Source organism: Pseudomonas sp. F(2018), from assembly GCF_005508865.1.
Classification (GTDB): domain Bacteria; phylum Pseudomonadota; class Gammaproteobacteria; order Pseudomonadales; family Pseudomonadaceae; genus Aquipseudomonas.
This window is the reverse complement of the sequence record NZ_SCOM01000001.1, coordinates 620,739-636,917: the sequence shown is the minus strand read 5'-3', so window position 1 is coordinate 636,917 and position 16,179 is coordinate 620,739. Positions and strand designations below refer to the sequence as shown.

Here is a 16,179-nt window from a genome sequence, read left to right as displayed (position 1 = left end):
CCATGGACGTTCGCTGGTCCGACTCGCTCGACGGCCTCGACTGGGAAGAGCTTTCCGCCCTGTACCTGGCCGCGCCGCTGGGCAACAAGAGCCCGGATTGGCTGCGCACCGCCTTCGGCAACAGCCTGTTGCGCTGCCTGGCGTATGTCGACGGCCGGCTGGTAGGTGCCGGTCGCGCGCTGGCCGATGGCGTCGATTGCTCCTACATTTGCGACGTTGCCGTGTTGCCCGAGCATCAGGGCAGCGGCCTCGGCCGCGAGATCGTGACGCGGCTGGTGGAGGCCTCGTGCGGGCATCGCAAGATCATTCTCTATGCGGTGCCGGGCAAGGAGGACTTCTATCGTCGCCTCGGCTTCCGCCACATGGGCACGGCCATGGCGATCTTCGAGGACCAGGCGCAGGCGCTGCGCCAGGGCTACATCAGCGAAACCTGATCCAGTTCAGCGAGGGATTCACATGTACAACGGAAGTTGCCTGTGCGGGGCGGTGCACTACGAGATTCGCGGCGAGCTCGGTGCGGGGTTCTTCTGCCACTGCTCGCGCTGCCGCAAGGCTGGCGGCTCGGCCTTCGCTTCCAACGTGCTGGTCGCCACCACGGATTTCGTGGTCACCGCCGGCGCGGATGCGCTGAAGGACTTCTGCACCGCCGAGGGCAGCCACCGGGTGTTCTGCAGCCACTGCGGCTCGCCGATCTACAGCCGTCGGGAGCAGATGCCGGAGATCGTCCGAGTGCGCATGGGCAGCCTCGATACCGCGGTCGAACAGGGCCCCGGCGCGCATATCTTCGTCGCCTCCAAGGCGCCATGGCTGGAGATCTGCGACCAGCTCCCGCAGTACCCGGAGCGCCCGCCGGCAGGCCCGGCCAAGCCCTGAGGATCGTCCCATGCTCTGCGAACACCTGCGCGCACTGGAACAGGCTCTGCTGCACAACGGCGCCGAAGAGACGTTTCGCGGCCAGGCCTGGTCGGAGAACTGCCGCGAGTGGGTGTACTTCGATGTGCGCCTGGACCTGAGCGCGCTGCAGCGGCGCTTCGCCCTGCCCGCCTGCGTGCAGCCCCACGAGAATGCCGACCCGCACTCCGGCCAGGAACGCGGCCTGGTCTGCACGCAATGCCACGATGCGGTGATGGGGCTGTTCACCGGCGGCAAGCTGTTCCGATGAAGGCCATGAGCGGTGCGCGCGGTACTTCGTGCAGCTCCGCCCAACCGGCCACCCGAGTGAGCGCCGCGCCATGACCGAGCTGCTGATCAATCTGGACGTGCCGGACCTGGAGCAGGCCGTGACCTTCTATGAGCAGGCCGTCGGCCTGCGCCTGCGCCGTTATCTGTTCGATGGCAGCGTGGCCGAGCTGGAGGGCGCGCCGGTGCCGGTCTATCTGCTGCACAAGGAGCCCGGCCGATCGCGCCCTGCGCCGCGACTATGCCGCCCACTGGACACCGCTGCACCTGGACCTGGTGGTGGCCGATCTGGACAGCGCGCTGGCCCGCGCCCTGGCCGCCGGTGCCCGCCTGGAACGCGGCCCGACCGACGAGGCCTGGGGTCGTCTGGCTGGCCTGCGCGACCCGTTCGGCCATGGTCTGTGCCTGCTGCAATGGCGCGGCCGTGGCTACGACGAGGTGGCCGACTGAGGCGAGCGCTCGCTACCATGCACGGGTTTCCCGCCACGCGTGCCGCCATGTCTCATTCCGTCAGCCCCATCGGTTTCCTGCGCTCCTGCTTCAAGGAGAAGTTCGCCATTCCCCGACAGCCGCAACTGGCCACGGCCGCCCGTGGCGTGCTGGAGCTGGTGGCGCCGTTCGACCGCGCCGAAGCGGTCGAGGGGCTGGAGCAGGTCAGTCACGTGTGGCTGCTGTTCCTCTTCCACCAGGCCCTGGAGGACAAGCCGCGGCTCAAGGTGCGCCCGCCGCGCCTGGGCGGCAATGCCTCGCTGGGGGTGTTCGCCACCCGCGCCACGCATCGCCCCAACGGCATCGGCCAGTCGGTGGTGAAGCTGGAGAAGGTCGAACCGGGGCGGCTGTGGCTGTCCGGCATCGACCTGCTGGACGGCACGCCGGTGCTGGATATCAAACCCTACGTGCCCTATGCCGACGGCGTGCCCGGCGCGTTCAACCGCATCGCCGATGCGCCGCCGACGCCGATCGACCTGACCTGGAGCGACGAGGCGCTGCAACAGGCACGGCAACACGCCCTGCGCCTGGGCGAGCCTCTGATCGAACTGATCGAGCAATGCCTGGCCCAGGACCCGCGCCCCGCCTACCAGGTGCCAGAGCCCGAGCGCCGCTACGGCGTGCTGCTGTGGGATGTGCAGGTGCGTTGGCACTACCCCGAGCCAGGACGGATCTGCGTTCTGGAAGTGGTGCTGGGCTAACCCAGAAACGACAAACCCGCCGATTGGCGGGTTTGTGTTGTAGCGATGGGCGCTTACTTCTCGACGAAGGCGCGCTCGATCAGGTAGTCGCCCGGCTCGCGCATGCGCGGGGAGATCTTCAGGCCGAAGCTGTCGAGCACTTCGCTGGTCTCGTCGAGCATGCTCGGGCTACCGCAGATCATGGCGCGGTCGTCCTGCGGGTTGATCGGTGGCAGGCCGATGTCCTCGAACAGTTTGCCGCTGCGCATCAGGTCGGTCAGGCGACCCTGATTCTCGAACGGCTCGCGGGTCACGGTCGGGTAGTAGATCAGCTTGTTCTTCAGGGCATCACCGAAGAACTCGTTTTTCGGCAGGTGTTCGGTGATGAACTCGCGGTACGCCACTTCGTTCACGTAGCGCACGCCGTGCACCAGGATGACCTTTTCGAAACGCTCGTAGGTTTCCGGGTCCTGGATCACGCTCATGAAGGGCGCCAGGCCGGTACCGGTGCTGAGCAGGTACAGGTGCTTGCCGGGGTTGAGGTCATCGAGCACCAGGGTGCCGGTGGGCTTCTTGCTGATGATGATCTCGTCGCCTTCCTTGAGGTGCTGCAGCTGGGAGGTCAGCGGGCCGTCCGGCACCTTGATGCTGAAGAACTCCAGATGCTCTTCCCAGTTCGGGCTGGCGATGGAGTAGGCGCGCATCAGCGGGCGGCCGTTGGGCTGCTGCAGGCCGATCATGACGAACTGGCCATTCTCGAAGCGCAGGCCCGGGTCGCGGGTGCACTTGAAGCTGAACAGGGTGTCGTTCCAGTGGTGCACACTAACGACGCGTTCCGAGTTCATGTTGCTCATGCGAGTGTCCTCAAAAGTCTCGGTTTTCAGATTGCCGGAAAACACCCTCGACCCATTTGCGTCAGGTCAATGTCGGGTGATTACGCACACAATCGTCTGCCGGGGCCGGCAGCGTTGCGCGCCATTCTAGTGAGAGCCACAATATCTGTTAAGCGAATTATCACGATATCGATTATTGGTTATATAGATATGCGATTTACCCTCAGGCAATTGGAAGTATTCGTCGCCGTGGCCAAGCAGGAAAGCGTATCCCGCGCGGCGGAATCCCTGGCCCTTTCGCAGTCAGCCGCCAGCACCTCGCTCAGCGAACTGGAGCGGCAGTCCGACTGCCAGCTGTTCGATCGCGCCGGCAAACGCCTGTCGCTGAATGCCCTGGGGCGCCAGTTGCTGCCGCAGGCGGTGGCGCTGCTCGACCAGGCCAAGGAGATCGAACGTCTGCTCAGCGGCAAGACCGGCTTCGGCCTGCTGGAGCTGGGAGCCACCCTCACCGTGGGTAACTACCTGGCCACTCTGCTGATCGGCAATTTCATGCAGCGCCACCCGGAATGCCGCCTCAAGCTGCACGTGCAGAACACCGCCAACGTGGTGCAGCGGGTGGCCCACTACGAGCTGGACCTGGGTCTGATCGAGGGCGACTGCCAGCATCCGGACATCGAAGTACAGCCCTGGGTCGAGGACGAACTGGTGGTGTTCTGCGCCCCGCGCCACCCACTGGCCGAGCGCGGCACGGCGACGCTAGAAGAGCTGAGCCGCGAGGCCTGGATTCTGCGCGAGCAGGGCTCCGGCACGCGGCTGACCTTCGACCAGGCCATGCGCCATCACCCGGCGCAGCTGAATATCCGTCTGGAGCTGGAGCATACCGAGGCGATCAAGCGCGCCGTGGAGTCCGGCCTGGGCATCGGCTGTATCTCGCGCCTGGCCCTGCGTGACGCCTTCCGCCGCGGCAGCCTGGTGCCGGTGGAAACCCCGGAACTGGACCTCACCCGTCAGTTCTATTTCATCTGGCACCGGCAGAAGTACCAGACCGCCGCCATGCGCGAGTTTCTCGAACTGTGCAGGGAGATGACCGCAGGCATTCGCCGCAGCGACGAAATAGTGCTGCAGCCGATCGCCTGAGCGGAGGCCCAGGCGATCAGATAAGGAAGCGATTCAGTCAGGCCGAGGCGGCCAGGGGATGAAAGCTGAAGTAGCTGCGCAGGGCGTCGACCATCTCGACGTACTCGGCCGGAGGCGCGACCAGCGAGAACCCCGAGTCATAGGTGCCGGGAGTGACGTCCTCGCGGCTCCACTGGCAGCAGGCACCGAAGTCGATGTTGTGCACGCGGCCATCACGGCCGGGAATCTTCAGGCGCATGTCGAAGCGCGCATTGACCAGCATCGGGTACTGGCTGATCAACATCAGGCCGTCCAGCGAGACATTGCCGATGTAGCCCATGGGTTTGTCGGTGATGCGGTTGAACACCTTCAAGTAGTACGGCAGCTGGTGGCGTTCGATGTGGCGCTGAATGTGCATGGTGGCCAATCGCTATGGATGGAGTTCGAGTATGGCTGCTGCGCTGGGACTCGACCAGACTCAGCCGCACCGCTCGGCAATACGAGACGACAAACGGCTGCGCGCCGCCTCTACTTCCGCTTCGTCGATATAGCTGCGTTCGCCGTTGGCATCGGTGGTGAAGTAACGGCCACCGCGCTGGATCTGCGCCAGATTGCTGCGTAGCTCGCTGCATTCCTTGTTGCGCTCGGCGCGGGCCGCAGAAGCGCGAGCCTGAGACTGGGCCTTCTCGTCGCGACGCGCATCGAAGTATTGCTGGGCGCGCTGCTCACGTTCACGCGTGGCATCGTCGCGTTCCACCACCTGAGGCTTCACCTCTACCTGCTCGGCGCCACTGCCGCTGGGTTTCTCGCTGAAATGCACGCGCCCCTGGGCGTCCGTCCAGCGATAGATCTCCGCGCTGGCGAACGCCGGCACGAGCAAGGCGATGAATATGAAATGACGCATGCGGGATTCCCTCCTTCGGCGCAGCTTAACGCCGCGCTTCGCTTCCTGCGGACCAGCCGACTGACGGCCGCATCAGAGGGATGCGGCGGATGCCTTGGCCGGCTCTCTCGCTTGATGATGCCCGAGCTGGCGCAATGTCTCCAGCCTGGCGCGAGCGCGATAGGCGTATTCGCTGGCCGGGTAGCGGGTGACGATGAACTCGTAGGTCTGCGCCGCGTCGACGAACAGGTTCTGCCGTTCCAGGCACTGGCCACGCAGCAGGGAGATCTCCGGCTGCATGTAGCTGCGCGAGCGACTACTGCGCTCGGCACGCGACAGGTCGAGCAGGGCCTGGTCGCAATCGCCCTCGGTGTAGTGCCGATAGGCCTCGTCCAGATGGCGGTCCAGGGACAGGCGATTGCAGCCGACCAGACTGGTCAGGGTGAGAATCAGGATCAGGGTTCGCATGGTCAATTCCTCCGCTGTGCAGTGTATCGGCGTTCGCGGCGATTTCTGCAGAGACAAGGTAGTGCAGGTGAACAATGACTACAGTGAAAGGCCGTAGTAGCCTCGCCGCACGCTATGCAAACTGGAGTTACCGCATGACCCTGCGCCGCACCAAAATCGTCGCCACCCTCGGCCCCGCCAGCAATTCCCCGGAAGTTCTCGAACAGCTGATAGTCGCCGGCATCGACGTTGCCCGCCTGAACTTCTCCCACGGCAGCGCCGACGATCACAAGGCTCGCGCCGCGCTGGTTCGCGAGCTGGCCGCCAAGCACGGCCGCCACGTGGCGCTGCTCGGCGACCTGCAGGGTCCGAAGATCCGCATCGCCAAGTTCACCAACAAGCGCATCGAACTCAAGGAAGGCGACCTGTTCCGCCTGTCCGCCAGCCACTCGCGCACCGAGGGCAACCAGGAAGTGGTCGGCATCGACTACCCGGCGCTGATCCAGGATTGCGACGTCGGCGACGACCTGCTGCTGGACGACGGCCGCGTGGTGATGCGCGTCGAGCTCAAGGGCGCCGACGAGCTGCACTGCCGCGTGGTGATCGGTGGGCCACTGTCCGACAACAAGGGCATCAACCGCCGCGGTGGCGGCCTGACGGCGCCGGCCTTGACCGAGAAAGACAAGGTCGACATCAAGCTGGCCGCCGAGATGAATCTGGACTATGTCGCCGTATCCTTCCCGCGCGACGCCGCCGATATGGACTATGCCCGCCGCCTGCTCACCGAGGCCGGCGGTAACGCCTGGCTGGTGGCCAAGATCGAGCGCGCCGAGGCGGTGGCAGACGATGCCGCACTGGACGGCCTGATCCGCGCCAGCGACGCGGTGATGGTGGCCCGCGGCGACCTCGCCGTGGAGATCGGCGATGCCGAGCTGGTCGGCATCCAGAAGAAGATCATTGCCCACGCCCGTCGCTACAACAAAGCGGTGATCACCGCGACCCAGATGATGGAGTCGATGATCCACAGCCCCATGCCGACCCGTGCGGAAGTCTCCGACGTAGCCAATGCCGCGCTGGACTACACCGACGCGGTGATGCTCTCGGCCGAAAGTGCCGCCGGCGAGTACCCGGTCGAAGCCGTCGAGGCCATGGCCCGCGTCTGCCTGGGCGCCGAGAAGCACCCGACCAGCCAGAAATCCAGCCACCGCATCGGCCGCACCTTCGAGCGCTGCGACGAGAGCATCGCCCTGGCCACCATGTACACCGCCAACCACTTCCCGGGTGTCAAGGCCATCATCAGCCTGACCGAGAGCGGCTACAGCCCGCTGATCATGTCGCGCATCCGCTCGTCGATCCCGATCTTCGCCTTCACTCCGCACCGAGAGGCCCAGGCTCGGGTCGCCCTGTTCCGCGGCGTCTACACCGTGCCGTTCGACCCGGCCGCCCTGCCGGCCAACAAGGTCAGCCAGGCGGCGGTGGACGAGCTGCTCAAACGCGGCTTCGTGCAGCCCGGCGACTGGGTGATCCTGACCAAGGGCGACAGCTACCACGGCACTGGCGGCACCAACACCATGAAGATCCTCCATGTGGGTGATCCGCTGGTCTGAGTTTGCCGCCCATGAAAAAGGCCGCTCGATGAGCGGCCTTTTTATTTCTCCCTCTCCCCCTGGGAGAGGGGTGGTTCAAGCCTACGCGAACTTGGAGAAATCTGGCTTCCTGCGCTGCATAAAAGCCGACAGCGCCTCGATGGCCTCCGGCGAGCGCAGGCGCTGGCCGAACAGGGCGCCCTCCTCCTCGATCACCTTGCGCAGCTCCTCGCGCCCCGGCGCGCGCATCAGGCGCTTGCTGTCGGCCACCGCGGAAGGCGCCAGCTCGAGGAAACGCAGGGCCATCTCGCGGGCCTTGGCCACGGTACTCGGACCGTCCTCGAGAGCAGCGCTGGCGATGCCCCACTGCGCGGCCTCGGCACCGGTGAAGGCCTCGCCCAGCAGCAGCACTTCGGCCGCCTTGGCCTGGCCGAGCAGGCGCGGCAGCAGCAGGCTGGAGCCGAATTCCGGGCACAGGCCGAGGTTGACGAAGGGGGTGCGCAGCTTGGCGTCGCAGCTGACATAGACCAGATCGCAGTGCAGCAGCAGGGTGGTGCCGATGCCCACGGCCGGACCGGCCACGGCGGCCACCACTGGTTTGCCGAAGTCGAACAGCGCGCGCATGAACTGGAACACCGGGCTGTCCATGCCGGTGGGCGGCGCCTGCAGAAAGTCGGCCACGTCGTTGCCGCTGGTGAAGCACTCCGCACCGCCGGTGATCAGCACGGCACGCACCGCGCGATCCTCGTTGGCCGCGTCCAGCACTTCGGCCATTTGGCTGTACATGGCGCGGGTCAGCGCGTTCATCTTGTCCGGGCGGTTCAGGCGCAGGGTCAGCAGACCGCCTTCGCGCTCGACCAGTATGTGTTCGCTCATCGCAACTCCAGGGCTGGGCCCCGGCTTGGAACCTGCTTCAGGCTTTTTGAGCTAGAGCCAGGCAAGGCGGAATTGGATGAGGACGCGGAGTTTACAAAGCGTAAATGAGCAGTCCGAGTCCAATTCCAACGCAGCATGGCCGACGATCAAGAAGTCTGAAATAGGTTCTCACGCATGGGGCAGAAAAAGGTCAGCCAGCACCTGGTTGCGCGGCACGCCGATCAGATAGAGGCGGCGGGCGAAGGCTTCCACGCTGGCGGGAGAGCCGCAGAGTAAGGCGACGGTCTGTCGCGAAACAAGCCGCAGTTCCGCCAAAACCGCCGTCTGCTCGGACGCGGTCACCAGCTGCAACTGCAGCTGCGGATAGCTCGCAGCCAGTGCCTGCAGCGGCTCGGCCAGATAGTGGCCGGAGTCGTCATGGGCCAGGTGAATGACCCGTAAAGGCCCCTGGTGATGCTGGCGAAGTGCCTCGCGCAACACCCCCCAGAGTGGTGCCAGGCCGGTGCCGGCGGCGAGCAACCAGAGCGGCCGCTCGCTCCAGGCCGGGTCGTAATGCAGGGCGCCGCCGCGCAGCTCACCCAGACGCAGCACGTCGCCCGCTTGCAGCTGGCGGGCGACATCGCTGAAGGCGCCGCTCTGACGGCAGTCCAGGTGGAACTCCAGCCAGGGCTCCTCGCCCGGCAGGCTGGCCAGCGAATAGGGCCGCGCCACGCCGTCGGCCGTCCACAGCACCAGATGCTGGCCGGCGGCATAGCGCAGCGGTTTCTCCGGCAACAGACGCAGGCGCAATACCGATGGGCTCAGCCAGTCGAGCGAATGCACGCGTGCCGGCAGGCCATCGCGGGACGGATCGAACAGCTGCACTTCCAGATCGTCTACCACCCGGCACTGGCAGGCCAGGCGCCAGCCCTGTTCGCGGCGCGCCTCGCTCAGCACCTCGGGTTGCTCGTCCAGCACCTCGCCGCGCACGCAGCGCACCAGGCAGGCATGGCAGCTGCCAGAGCGGCAGCTGTAGGGCACGCGCAGGCCGGCGCCGTTGAGGGCATCGAGCAGGTTGCTTCCGGCGGGTACCGACCAGGCCTGGCCGGAGGTTTTCAGCTCAGGCACCGGCGCCCTCCCAGGCCGCGTCGCAGCGGTTGCGTCCGCCACGCTTGGCCCGGTACAGCGCCTGGTCGGCCCGCTGCAGGGCCTCGTCGAGATCATCGCCCTCGTTGAGCAGGGTCATGCCGGCCGACAGGCTCAAGTTGCTCACCTGCACGCCGACCGGCTCGGCATTGGCGAATGCCTCGCGCAGCCGCTCGCAGCAACTGGTGAACTGGTCGGCATCGGTGTTGGGCAGCAGCAGGACGAACTCCTCGCCACCGTAGCGGGCCAGCACGTCGCCGTCGCGCAGGCAGGCGCGGGCCACGGCGGCGAAGGTCTGCAGCACGCGGTCGCCGGCGGCATGACCGTGCACATCGTTGATGCGCTTGAAATGGTCCAGGTCGATCAGCGCCAGGCCGTGCTGACGGCCGTGGCCGAGATTGTCCAGCTCACGCAGGGCCAGGCGCAGGAAGTGGCGGCGGTTGAACAGCCCGGTCAGCTCGTCGGTGGCCACCAGGTCTTCGAGCTGGCGCATCATGCCGCGCAGGGTGTCCTGGTGCGCCTGCAACGCATAGCGGCGTTGGCGCATGCGCTGGCGCAGGGCCTGCACGTAGCTGGCGAACAGGCTCTGCCAGGTCAGCCCGATAAACAGCGCGCAGCACTGCAGCAGGGCCTGGCCCGGATCGTCCAGGCGCATCTGGTAGCCTTCCAGCAGGTTGAGTCCGACGAAGGAAAAGAAGGCAACGGCGGCGCAACGCACGAACACTCGCGGGCGCAGCTGGAACACGCCGAACATCAGGATGATCAGGTAGAACATCAGCAGGCTGCCGCGCGCGCTGTCGAGCTGGACCAGCAAGGCGGTGTGCAGGGCAAGGCCGACGAGTATCTGCGCCTCGGTCAGGCTGGGATCGGCGAAGTGCAGGTTGCGGCCGCTGCGGAACAGGGCGTAGAAGGCAAGCTGGCTGAGCGCCACCATGCCGGTACAGAACAGGGCGAAGGAGACTGTGCCGTTATAGATGCCAACCCACAGGGCCACCCACATCAGCAGAAGCACCAGGGCATAGCTCGCTACCGCCATGCCGAAGCGCTTCAGCAAGAGGCTTTGCAGACCGCGCTTTGTCACCCCTGGACTACTCGTACTCATGGGTTCCGTCCCGTACTGGCACCTTGCCCAACTCTACCCCCGTAGTAGTGAAATTGATAGCGCGCCCGCGACCATCGGCCAGCCCGCGCGGCTGTGCCGGTCCCTGCCAGCGCGCTATACTGCGCCGCCTTTTTTGTGGCCCGCCATCCCTGGCGGCCACCCTGCGGGCCGTCGCGGGCGACGTCAAAAATCGCTCCCGACAATTTTTTGCAGTTGCGCCGGGTCGTGGTCCGGCGTTTCCTTATAGATGTTCCCTGATAGAGGAGCGCCCAAATGACCGTGATCAAGCAGGACGACCTGATTCAGAGCGTCGCCGATGCCCTGCAGTTCATCTCCTATTACCACCCCGTCGACTTCATTCAGGCCATGCATGAGGCCTATCTGAAGGAAGAGTCCCCGGCCGCGCGCGACTCCATGGCGCAGATCCTGATCAACTCGCGCATGTGCGCCACCGGCCACCGCCCGATCTGCCAGGACACCGGCATCGTCACCGTATTCGTCAAGGTCGGCATGGACGTGCGCTGGGACGGCGCCACCATGAGCGTCGACGACATGATCAACGAGGGCGTGCGTCGCGCCTACAACCTGCCGGAGAACGTCCTGCGCGCCTCGATCCTGTCCGACCCGGCCGGTGCGCGTAAGAACACCAAGGACAACACCCCGGCGGTGATCCACTACTCCATCGTCCCCGGTGACAAGGTGGAAGTGGACGTCGCGGCCAAGGGCGGCGGCTCCGAGAACAAGTCGAAGATGGCCATGCTCAACCCGTCCGACTCGATCGTCGATTGGGTGCTCAAGACCGTACCGACCATGGGCGCCGGCTGGTGCCCGCCGGGCATGCTCGGCATCGGCATCGGTGGTACCGCCGAGAAGGCTGCGGTGATGGCCAAGGAAGTGTTGATGGAGCATATCGACATCCATGAGCTGAAAGCCCGTGGCCCGCAGAACAAGATCGAGGAAATGCGCCTCGAGCTGTTCGACAAGGTCAACCAGCTGGGCATCGGCGCCCAGGGCCTCGGCGGCCTGACCACCGTGCTCGACGTCAAGATCATGGACTACCCGACCCACGCCGCCTCCCTGCCGGTGTGCATGATCCCCAACTGCGCCGCCACCCGTCACGCCCACTTCGTGCTCGACGGCTCCGGCCCGGCCGAGCTGGAAGCGCCGGACCTGTCCGCCTACCCGGAAATCGTCTGGGAAGCCGGCCCGAGCGCGCGCCGCGTCAACCTCGACACCATCACCCCGGAAGAAGTGCAGAGCTGGAAGCCGGGCGAGACCGTGCTGCTCAACGGCAAGATGCTCACCGGCCGCGACGCCGCGCACAAGCGCATGGTCGACATGCTGAACAAGGGTGAAGAGCTGCCGGTCGACCTGAAAGGCCGCTTCATCTATTACGTTGGCCCGGTCGATCCGGTCGGTGACGAAGTGGTGGGCCCGGCCGGCCCGACCACCGCCACCCGCATGGACAAGTTCACCCGCCAGATCCTCGAGAGCACCGGCCTGCTGGGCATGATCGGCAAGTCCGAGCGCGGCCCGATCGCCATCGACGCGATCCGCGACAACAAGGCCGTGTACCTGATGGCCGTCGGCGGCGCCGCCTACCTGGTCGCCCAGGCGATCAAGAAGTCCAAGGTGCTGGCCTTCGCCGAGCTGGGCATGGAAGCGATCTACGAGTTCGAGGTGAAGGACATGCCGGTTACCGTGGCCGTCGACACCCAGGGCGAGTCCGTGCACATCACCGGCCCGGCGATCTGGAACAAGAAGATCGCCGAAAGCCTGGCGGTGGAAGTGAAGTAAGCGCACCCGCGCTGCAAGGAAGCCCGGCCTTAGTGCCGGGCTTTTTCTTTTGCCCGACCATTGGCCGAATTGCCACGGACACGCCTCTAGTCATCCTCCATAAACGGCAATAACATTGACCTAATTCTATGTTCCGCCATCACCCCGGCGGGCCATACCGCGCACCGCCCTACCCGGGCCGCGCCTGTCGCTGTGGAGATACACGATGTCTACCGATCCGGTCACCATGCTGGTGGCACGCCGCGTTCCGCGCGAGTGCTTCCAGGATTTCCGCGCCTGGCTGCACGAAGGCCAGCAACTCGCCGCCGACTTCCCCGGCTACCTCGGCTCCGGCGTCCTCGCCCCACCGCCCGAGGACGACGAGTTCCAGATCATCTTCCGCTTCACCGATGCCGCCACCCTCGCCGCCTGGGAGCATTCCGCCTCGCGCCGCGCCTGGCTGCAGCGTGGCAGCGGCCTGTTCGCCCAGCCCCACGAACGTCGTGTCAGCGGCCTGGACGCCTGGTTCGGCAACGCCCTGCGCCGCCCCCCGCGCTGGAAGCAGAGCGTGGCCATCTGGCTGGCGTTCTTCCCGGTGTCGCTGGCCTTCAACCTGCTGTTCGGCGGCTTCATGGCCGAGTGGCCCCTGGTGCTGCGCGTGCTGCTCAGCACCCTGCTGCTCACGCCGCTGATGACCTACTGGTTCATCCCGCTCTCCACCCACCTGCTCGATCCCTGGCTGCAAGGTCGCCGCGCGCGCCAGGCGGACGAAGTGCTGCAGACACCCTGAAGCGGCGCTTTCCCCCACGCTGCGCATGGTTGTAGCGCAGCGGGGCCTGGGGTTTACTTGGCCGATCCAGTCCGATCGACGAGCTCCCGCATGAGTGCCCCCGCTGCCCCCATCCTGATCACCGGCGCCGGCCAGCGCCTCGGCCTGCATTGCGCCGAGCGCCTGCTCGACGACGGCCAGCCGGTGATCTTCAGCTACCGCAGCGAGCGCGAGGGCGTGCAGCGCCTGCGCGAGCGCGGCGCCATCGCGCTGCAGGCGGACTTCTCCAGCGAGGCCGGCATCCTCGCCTTTATCGAGCAGCTGAAAGGCCAAACCGAGCGCCTGCGTGCCATCGTGCACAACGCCTCGGACTGGGAGACGGAAACCCCGGGCCACGAGGCCGAGGTGTTCCAGCGCATGGTCAGCGTGCACATGCTCGCGCCCTACCTGATCAACCTGCACTGCGAGGCGCTGCTGCGCCACGGCGGCCCGGCGGACATCGTCCACCTCGGCGACGACGTCTCGCGCAAGGGCAGCGCCAAGCGCCCCGCCTACTGCGCCAGCAAGGCCGGCCTGGATAGCCTGACCCAGTCGTTCGCCGCGCGATTCGCACCGAAGATCAAGGTCAACGGCATCGCCCCGGCGCTGATCCAGTTCAACGAGGGCGACGATGCCGAGTACCGCGCCAGGCGCCTGGCCGAGACACCTCTGGGCTTCGAGCCCGGCGCCGAGGTGATCTACCAGAGCCTGCGCTACCTGCTGGACAACCCCTACGTCACCGGCACCACCCTGACCGTCAACGGCGGTCGCCACCTGGTCTGAGGACCGCACCATGAACCTGCCGCAGCACTACCGCGAAATCCTCCTCGGCCTCGGTGAAGACCCGCAGCGCGAAGGCCTGCGCGACACGCCCGAGCGCGCCGCCAAGGCCATGCAGTACCTCTGTCATGGCTACGCCCAGTCGCTGGAAGAGATCGTCAATGGCGCACTGTTCGCCTCGACCAGCGACGAGGTGGTGATCGTCCGTGACATCGAGCTGTACTCGCTGTGCGAGCACCACCTGCTGCCCTTCATCGGCAAGGCCCATGTCGCCTATATCCCCACCGGCAAGGTGCTGGGCCTGTCCAAGGTGGCGCGCATCGTCGACATGTATGCGCGCCGCCTGCAGATCCAGGAGAGCCTGACCCGGCAGATCGCCGAGGCCATCCAGAGCGTCACCAACGCCGCCGGCGTGGCCGTGGTGATCGAGGCGCAGCACATGTGCATGATGATGCGCGGGGTGGAAAAGCAGAACTCGCAGATGCTCACCTCGGTTATGCTGGGCGCCTTCCGCGAGTCCAGCAACACTCGCCAGGAATTCCTGCAACTGATCGGACGGAGCAAGTAAATGCCGCGACTGGAACCTGGGATGGCGCGCATCCGGGTCAAGGACCTGCGCCTGCGCACCTTCATCGGCATCAAGGAGGAGGAGATCAACAACAAGCAGGACGTGTTGATCAACCTGACCATCCTCTACCCGGCCGACGAGGCCGTGCGCGACAACGACATCGACCACGCGTTGAACTACCGCACCATCACCAAGGCGGTGATCCGCCATGTCGAGGAGAACCGCTTCGCCTTGCTCGAGCGCCTGACCCAGGAAATCCTCGACCTGGTCATGGCCAACCCGGCCGTGCGCTACGCCGAGGTGGAAGTGGACAAGCTGCACGCCCTGCGCTTCGCCGAGTCGGTGTCGATCACCCTCGCCGCCCACCGCTGAGAAGCGGCCCAAAGTCTGCTGCGCGTCGGCCATGCGTCGTTGGAAAAGGACCTCGGGTGCTCATTTACGTCATGTAAACTCCGCGCCCTCGCCCCTTTCCCGCCTAGCCTGGCTCTAGCTCGCGAGACTTTGAATCCGCTTCCGATGACAAGGAGCCTGTATGACCGAACAACAACGCCTCGAGCTGGAAGCCGCCGCCTTCCGCCGCCTGGTCCAGCACCTGCGTGAACGCACCGACGTGCAGAACATCGACCTGATGAACCTCGCCGGCTTCTGCCGCAACTGCCTGTCCAAGTGGTACAAGGCCGCCGCCGATGAGCAGGGCGTGGCCGTCGACATGGAACAGGCCCGCGAGGTCGTCTACGGCATGCCCTATGCCGAGTGGAAAGCCCAATACCAGAAGGAGGCCACTGCCGAGCAGCAGGCCGCCTTCGACAAAGGAAACCAGCACTGATGAGCCTGCAAGACTTCCGCGCCCGCCTGCACGGCGAGCAGTTCCAGTTCGCCGAGACCCTGGCCTTCGTCGCCGAACACTACGACTACCAGCCCAGCGCCTTCCGCAACGGCGCCGTGGAGAGCGCCGCCGGGCAGAACGAGGGATCGTGCAAGACCCTCGGCCTGGCCCTGCTCGAAGGCCTCAGCCTGGAAGAGACCCTGCGCGCCTTCGGCGAGCACTATCGCTCCGTGCTGGCCACGCCGGAAGGCAACGACCACGCCAATATCCGCGCCCTGCAGGACACCGGCCTGGGTGGCGTGCAATTCGCCCAGCAACCGCTCAAGCGCAAGGCCTGAGTGCGCAACAAGCTGCGCATCTGTCGGCTTTGGCTGACAGACAGCGCGCAGCGAGCGCCGTATCCTCTGGCTCATCTAGCGCGGCAGGATGCCGGCGCGCCTTGAGCGGAGGAGTGCAAGGATGCAACAGAGCGTGGTCTGGAAGCCCTGGACCAACCCCGGCGTCGAACACCTCAACCTGGATATCGCCAGCGACGGGGTGAATGCCAGCAGCCACCTGATGCAGAGCATCCGTGGCAACAGCATCGTCGCCACCTATACCCTCAAGTACGACGAGCGCTGGCGCTTCCGCCGCCTGTGGCTGAAGGTGGACAACCACGGCCAGCGCAGCCTCGACCTGCATCGCGACATCCGCGGCAACTGGTTTCTCGACGGCCGCCTGCGCGAGGATCTCGCCGAGTGCCAGCAGGTGATGCTGTCCGCCTCGCCCTTTACCCATACCCCGCTGCTGCAGCAAGGCGCCCTCGCCGTCGGCGACAGCGAACGGGTCTCGGTAGCCCATGTCGACCTGCTCAGCCTGCGGGTCGAGGCGCGCCAGCAGCGCTACCAGTGCCTGCACCGCCAGGCCAGCCATGCCGTGTACCTGTGCGAAGCCGAGGGCCACGCGCCCTGCGAGCTGACCCTGGACGACGGCGACCTGCTGGTCCAGGCCATCGGCCAGTTCATCCGCACCAGCCGGCAGACGCTGCGCCACGCCAACTGCGCCTAGGCCAAGTCGCCAGAATGAAAAAGCCCCGCCTAGGCGGGGCTTTTTTCCATCTGCAGGG

At 65.9% G+C, this 16,179-nt stretch carries 22 protein-coding genes; 15 read left to right on the top strand and 7 right to left on the bottom strand.

What is annotated here, in order from left to right:
* Positions 1 to 2: 2 nt before the first annotated feature.
* The 5 genes from FFS62_RS03090 (at position 3) to tsaA (ending at position 2,369) form a co-directional block, all read left to right on the top strand.
* Positions 3 to 434: a GNAT family N-acetyltransferase gene (locus FFS62_RS03090; protein ID WP_137971339.1), complete on the top strand. Its 432-nt coding sequence runs from the start codon at positions 3 to 5 to the stop codon at positions 432 to 434.
* A gap of 22 nt (positions 435 to 456) precedes the next feature.
* On the top strand, positions 457 to 873 hold the full coding sequence (locus tag FFS62_RS03085; RefSeq protein WP_137971338.1) for a GFA family protein: 417 nt from the start codon (positions 457 to 459) through the stop codon (positions 871 to 873).
* A 10-nt stretch (positions 874 to 883) separates the two neighbouring features.
* Positions 884 to 1,162, top strand: coding sequence for a hypothetical protein (locus FFS62_RS03080; RefSeq protein ID WP_137971337.1), 279 nt, complete (start codon positions 884 to 886; stop codon positions 1,160 to 1,162).
* Between the two features lie 170 nt (positions 1,163 to 1,332).
* A complete protein-coding gene (locus tag FFS62_RS03075) occupies positions 1,333 to 1,629 on the top strand; it encodes a VOC family protein (protein ID WP_256662105.1) in 297 nt (98 codons plus the stop codon).
* A gap of 47 nt (positions 1,630 to 1,676) precedes the next feature.
* Positions 1,677 to 2,369, top strand: coding sequence for a tRNA (N6-threonylcarbamoyladenosine(37)-N6)-methyltransferase TrmO (gene tsaA, locus FFS62_RS03070; protein ID WP_137971336.1), 693 nt, complete (start codon positions 1,677 to 1,679; stop codon positions 2,367 to 2,369).
* Between the two features lie 53 nt (positions 2,370 to 2,422).
* Here tsaA and fpr read toward each other — a convergent pair whose 3' ends face one another.
* Positions 2,423 to 3,202, bottom strand: a complete 780-nt coding sequence (gene fpr / locus FFS62_RS03065; protein ID WP_137971335.1) for a ferredoxin-NADP reductase — start codon at positions 3,200 to 3,202, stop codon at positions 2,423 to 2,425.
* A 189-nt stretch (positions 3,203 to 3,391) separates the two neighbouring features.
* Here fpr and FFS62_RS03060 point away from each other — a divergent pair, with 189 nt between their 5' ends.
* On the top strand, positions 3,392 to 4,318 hold the full coding sequence (locus tag FFS62_RS03060) for a LysR family transcriptional regulator (RefSeq protein ID WP_171016255.1): 927 nt from the start codon (positions 3,392 to 3,394) through the stop codon (positions 4,316 to 4,318).
* A 37-nt stretch (positions 4,319 to 4,355) separates the two neighbouring features.
* Here the strand turns inward: FFS62_RS03060 and FFS62_RS03055 are convergent, their stop codons facing one another.
* The 3 genes from FFS62_RS03055 to FFS62_RS03045 form a co-directional block, all read right to left on the bottom strand.
* Entirely contained in the window at positions 4,356 to 4,715 is a 360-nt protein-coding gene (locus FFS62_RS03055; RefSeq protein WP_137971333.1) for a PilZ domain-containing protein, read from the bottom strand.
* 60 nt (positions 4,716 to 4,775) lie between these two features.
* Positions 4,776 to 5,201, bottom strand: a complete 426-nt coding sequence (locus FFS62_RS03050; RefSeq protein WP_137971332.1) for a DUF4124 domain-containing protein — start codon at positions 5,199 to 5,201, stop codon at positions 4,776 to 4,778.
* A gap of 72 nt (positions 5,202 to 5,273) precedes the next feature.
* Entirely contained in the window at positions 5,274 to 5,648 is a 375-nt protein-coding gene (locus FFS62_RS03045) for a tol-pal system YbgF family protein (RefSeq protein WP_137971331.1), read from the bottom strand.
* 134 nt (positions 5,649 to 5,782) lie between these two features.
* On the opposite strand from FFS62_RS03045, the gene pyk reads away from it, so the two are divergent.
* The gene (pyk, locus tag FFS62_RS03040) at positions 5,783 to 7,234 is read left to right on the top strand and encodes a pyruvate kinase (protein ID WP_137971330.1); all 1,452 of its coding nucleotides are present in this window, start codon (positions 5,783 to 5,785) and stop codon (positions 7,232 to 7,234) included.
* A gap of 81 nt (positions 7,235 to 7,315) precedes the next feature.
* Here the strand turns inward: pyk and FFS62_RS03035 are convergent, their stop codons facing one another.
* The 3 genes from FFS62_RS03035 to FFS62_RS03025 all read right to left on the bottom strand — a co-directional run bounded on the left by FFS62_RS03035 (position 7,316) and on the right by FFS62_RS03025 (position 10,316).
* Positions 7,316 to 8,089, bottom strand: coding sequence for an enoyl-CoA hydratase (locus tag FFS62_RS03035; protein ID WP_137971329.1), 774 nt, complete (start codon positions 8,087 to 8,089; stop codon positions 7,316 to 7,318).
* Positions 8,090 to 8,257: 168 nt separating this feature from the next.
* On the bottom strand, positions 8,258 to 9,196 hold the full coding sequence (locus tag FFS62_RS03030; RefSeq protein WP_137971328.1) for an iron-sulfur-binding ferredoxin reductase: 939 nt from the start codon (positions 9,194 to 9,196) through the stop codon (positions 8,258 to 8,260).
* Entirely contained in the window at positions 9,189 to 10,316 is a 1,128-nt protein-coding gene (locus FFS62_RS03025) for a diguanylate cyclase (RefSeq protein ID WP_137971327.1), read from the bottom strand. The genes FFS62_RS03030 and FFS62_RS03025 overlap by 8 nt, the downstream gene beginning before the upstream one ends.
* Positions 10,317 to 10,589: 273 nt before the next feature.
* Between FFS62_RS03025 and FFS62_RS03020 the strand changes: the two genes are divergently transcribed.
* From FFS62_RS03020 to FFS62_RS02985, 8 genes are all read left to right on the top strand, one after another.
* Complete coding sequence (locus FFS62_RS03020) at positions 10,590 to 12,113, top strand: fumarate hydratase (protein ID WP_137971326.1); 1,524 nt, start codon at positions 10,590 to 10,592, stop codon at positions 12,111 to 12,113.
* A gap of 205 nt (positions 12,114 to 12,318) precedes the next feature.
* The gene (locus tag FFS62_RS03015; RefSeq protein ID WP_137971325.1) at positions 12,319 to 12,882 is read left to right on the top strand and encodes an antibiotic biosynthesis monooxygenase; all 564 of its coding nucleotides are present in this window, start codon (positions 12,319 to 12,321) and stop codon (positions 12,880 to 12,882) included.
* A 90-nt stretch (positions 12,883 to 12,972) separates the two neighbouring features.
* Complete coding sequence (gene folM / locus FFS62_RS03010; protein WP_137971324.1) at positions 12,973 to 13,683, top strand: dihydromonapterin reductase; 711 nt, start codon at positions 12,973 to 12,975, stop codon at positions 13,681 to 13,683.
* A 10-nt stretch (positions 13,684 to 13,693) separates the two neighbouring features.
* On the top strand, positions 13,694 to 14,248 hold the full coding sequence (gene folE, locus FFS62_RS03005) for a GTP cyclohydrolase I FolE (RefSeq protein ID WP_137971323.1): 555 nt from the start codon (positions 13,694 to 13,696) through the stop codon (positions 14,246 to 14,248).
* Positions 14,249 to 14,620 (top strand): dihydroneopterin triphosphate 2'-epimerase, encoded by a 372-nt coding sequence (gene folX, locus FFS62_RS03000; RefSeq protein WP_137971322.1) that lies wholly within the window; start codon positions 14,249 to 14,251, stop codon positions 14,618 to 14,620.
* Positions 14,621 to 14,780: 160 nt separating this feature from the next.
* Positions 14,781 to 15,074, top strand: a complete 294-nt coding sequence (locus FFS62_RS02995; RefSeq protein WP_137971321.1) for a DUF1244 domain-containing protein — start codon at positions 14,781 to 14,783, stop codon at positions 15,072 to 15,074.
* Positions 15,074 to 15,412 (top strand): HopJ type III effector protein, encoded by a 339-nt coding sequence (locus tag FFS62_RS02990; RefSeq protein WP_256662104.1) that lies wholly within the window; start codon positions 15,074 to 15,076, stop codon positions 15,410 to 15,412. Before FFS62_RS02995 ends, FFS62_RS02990 begins: the two co-directional genes overlap by 1 nt.
* Positions 15,413 to 15,533: 121 nt before the next feature.
* Positions 15,534 to 16,121, top strand: coding sequence for a putative glycolipid-binding domain-containing protein (locus FFS62_RS02985; protein ID WP_137971320.1), 588 nt, complete (start codon positions 15,534 to 15,536; stop codon positions 16,119 to 16,121).
* Positions 16,122 to 16,179 lie beyond the last annotated feature (58 nt).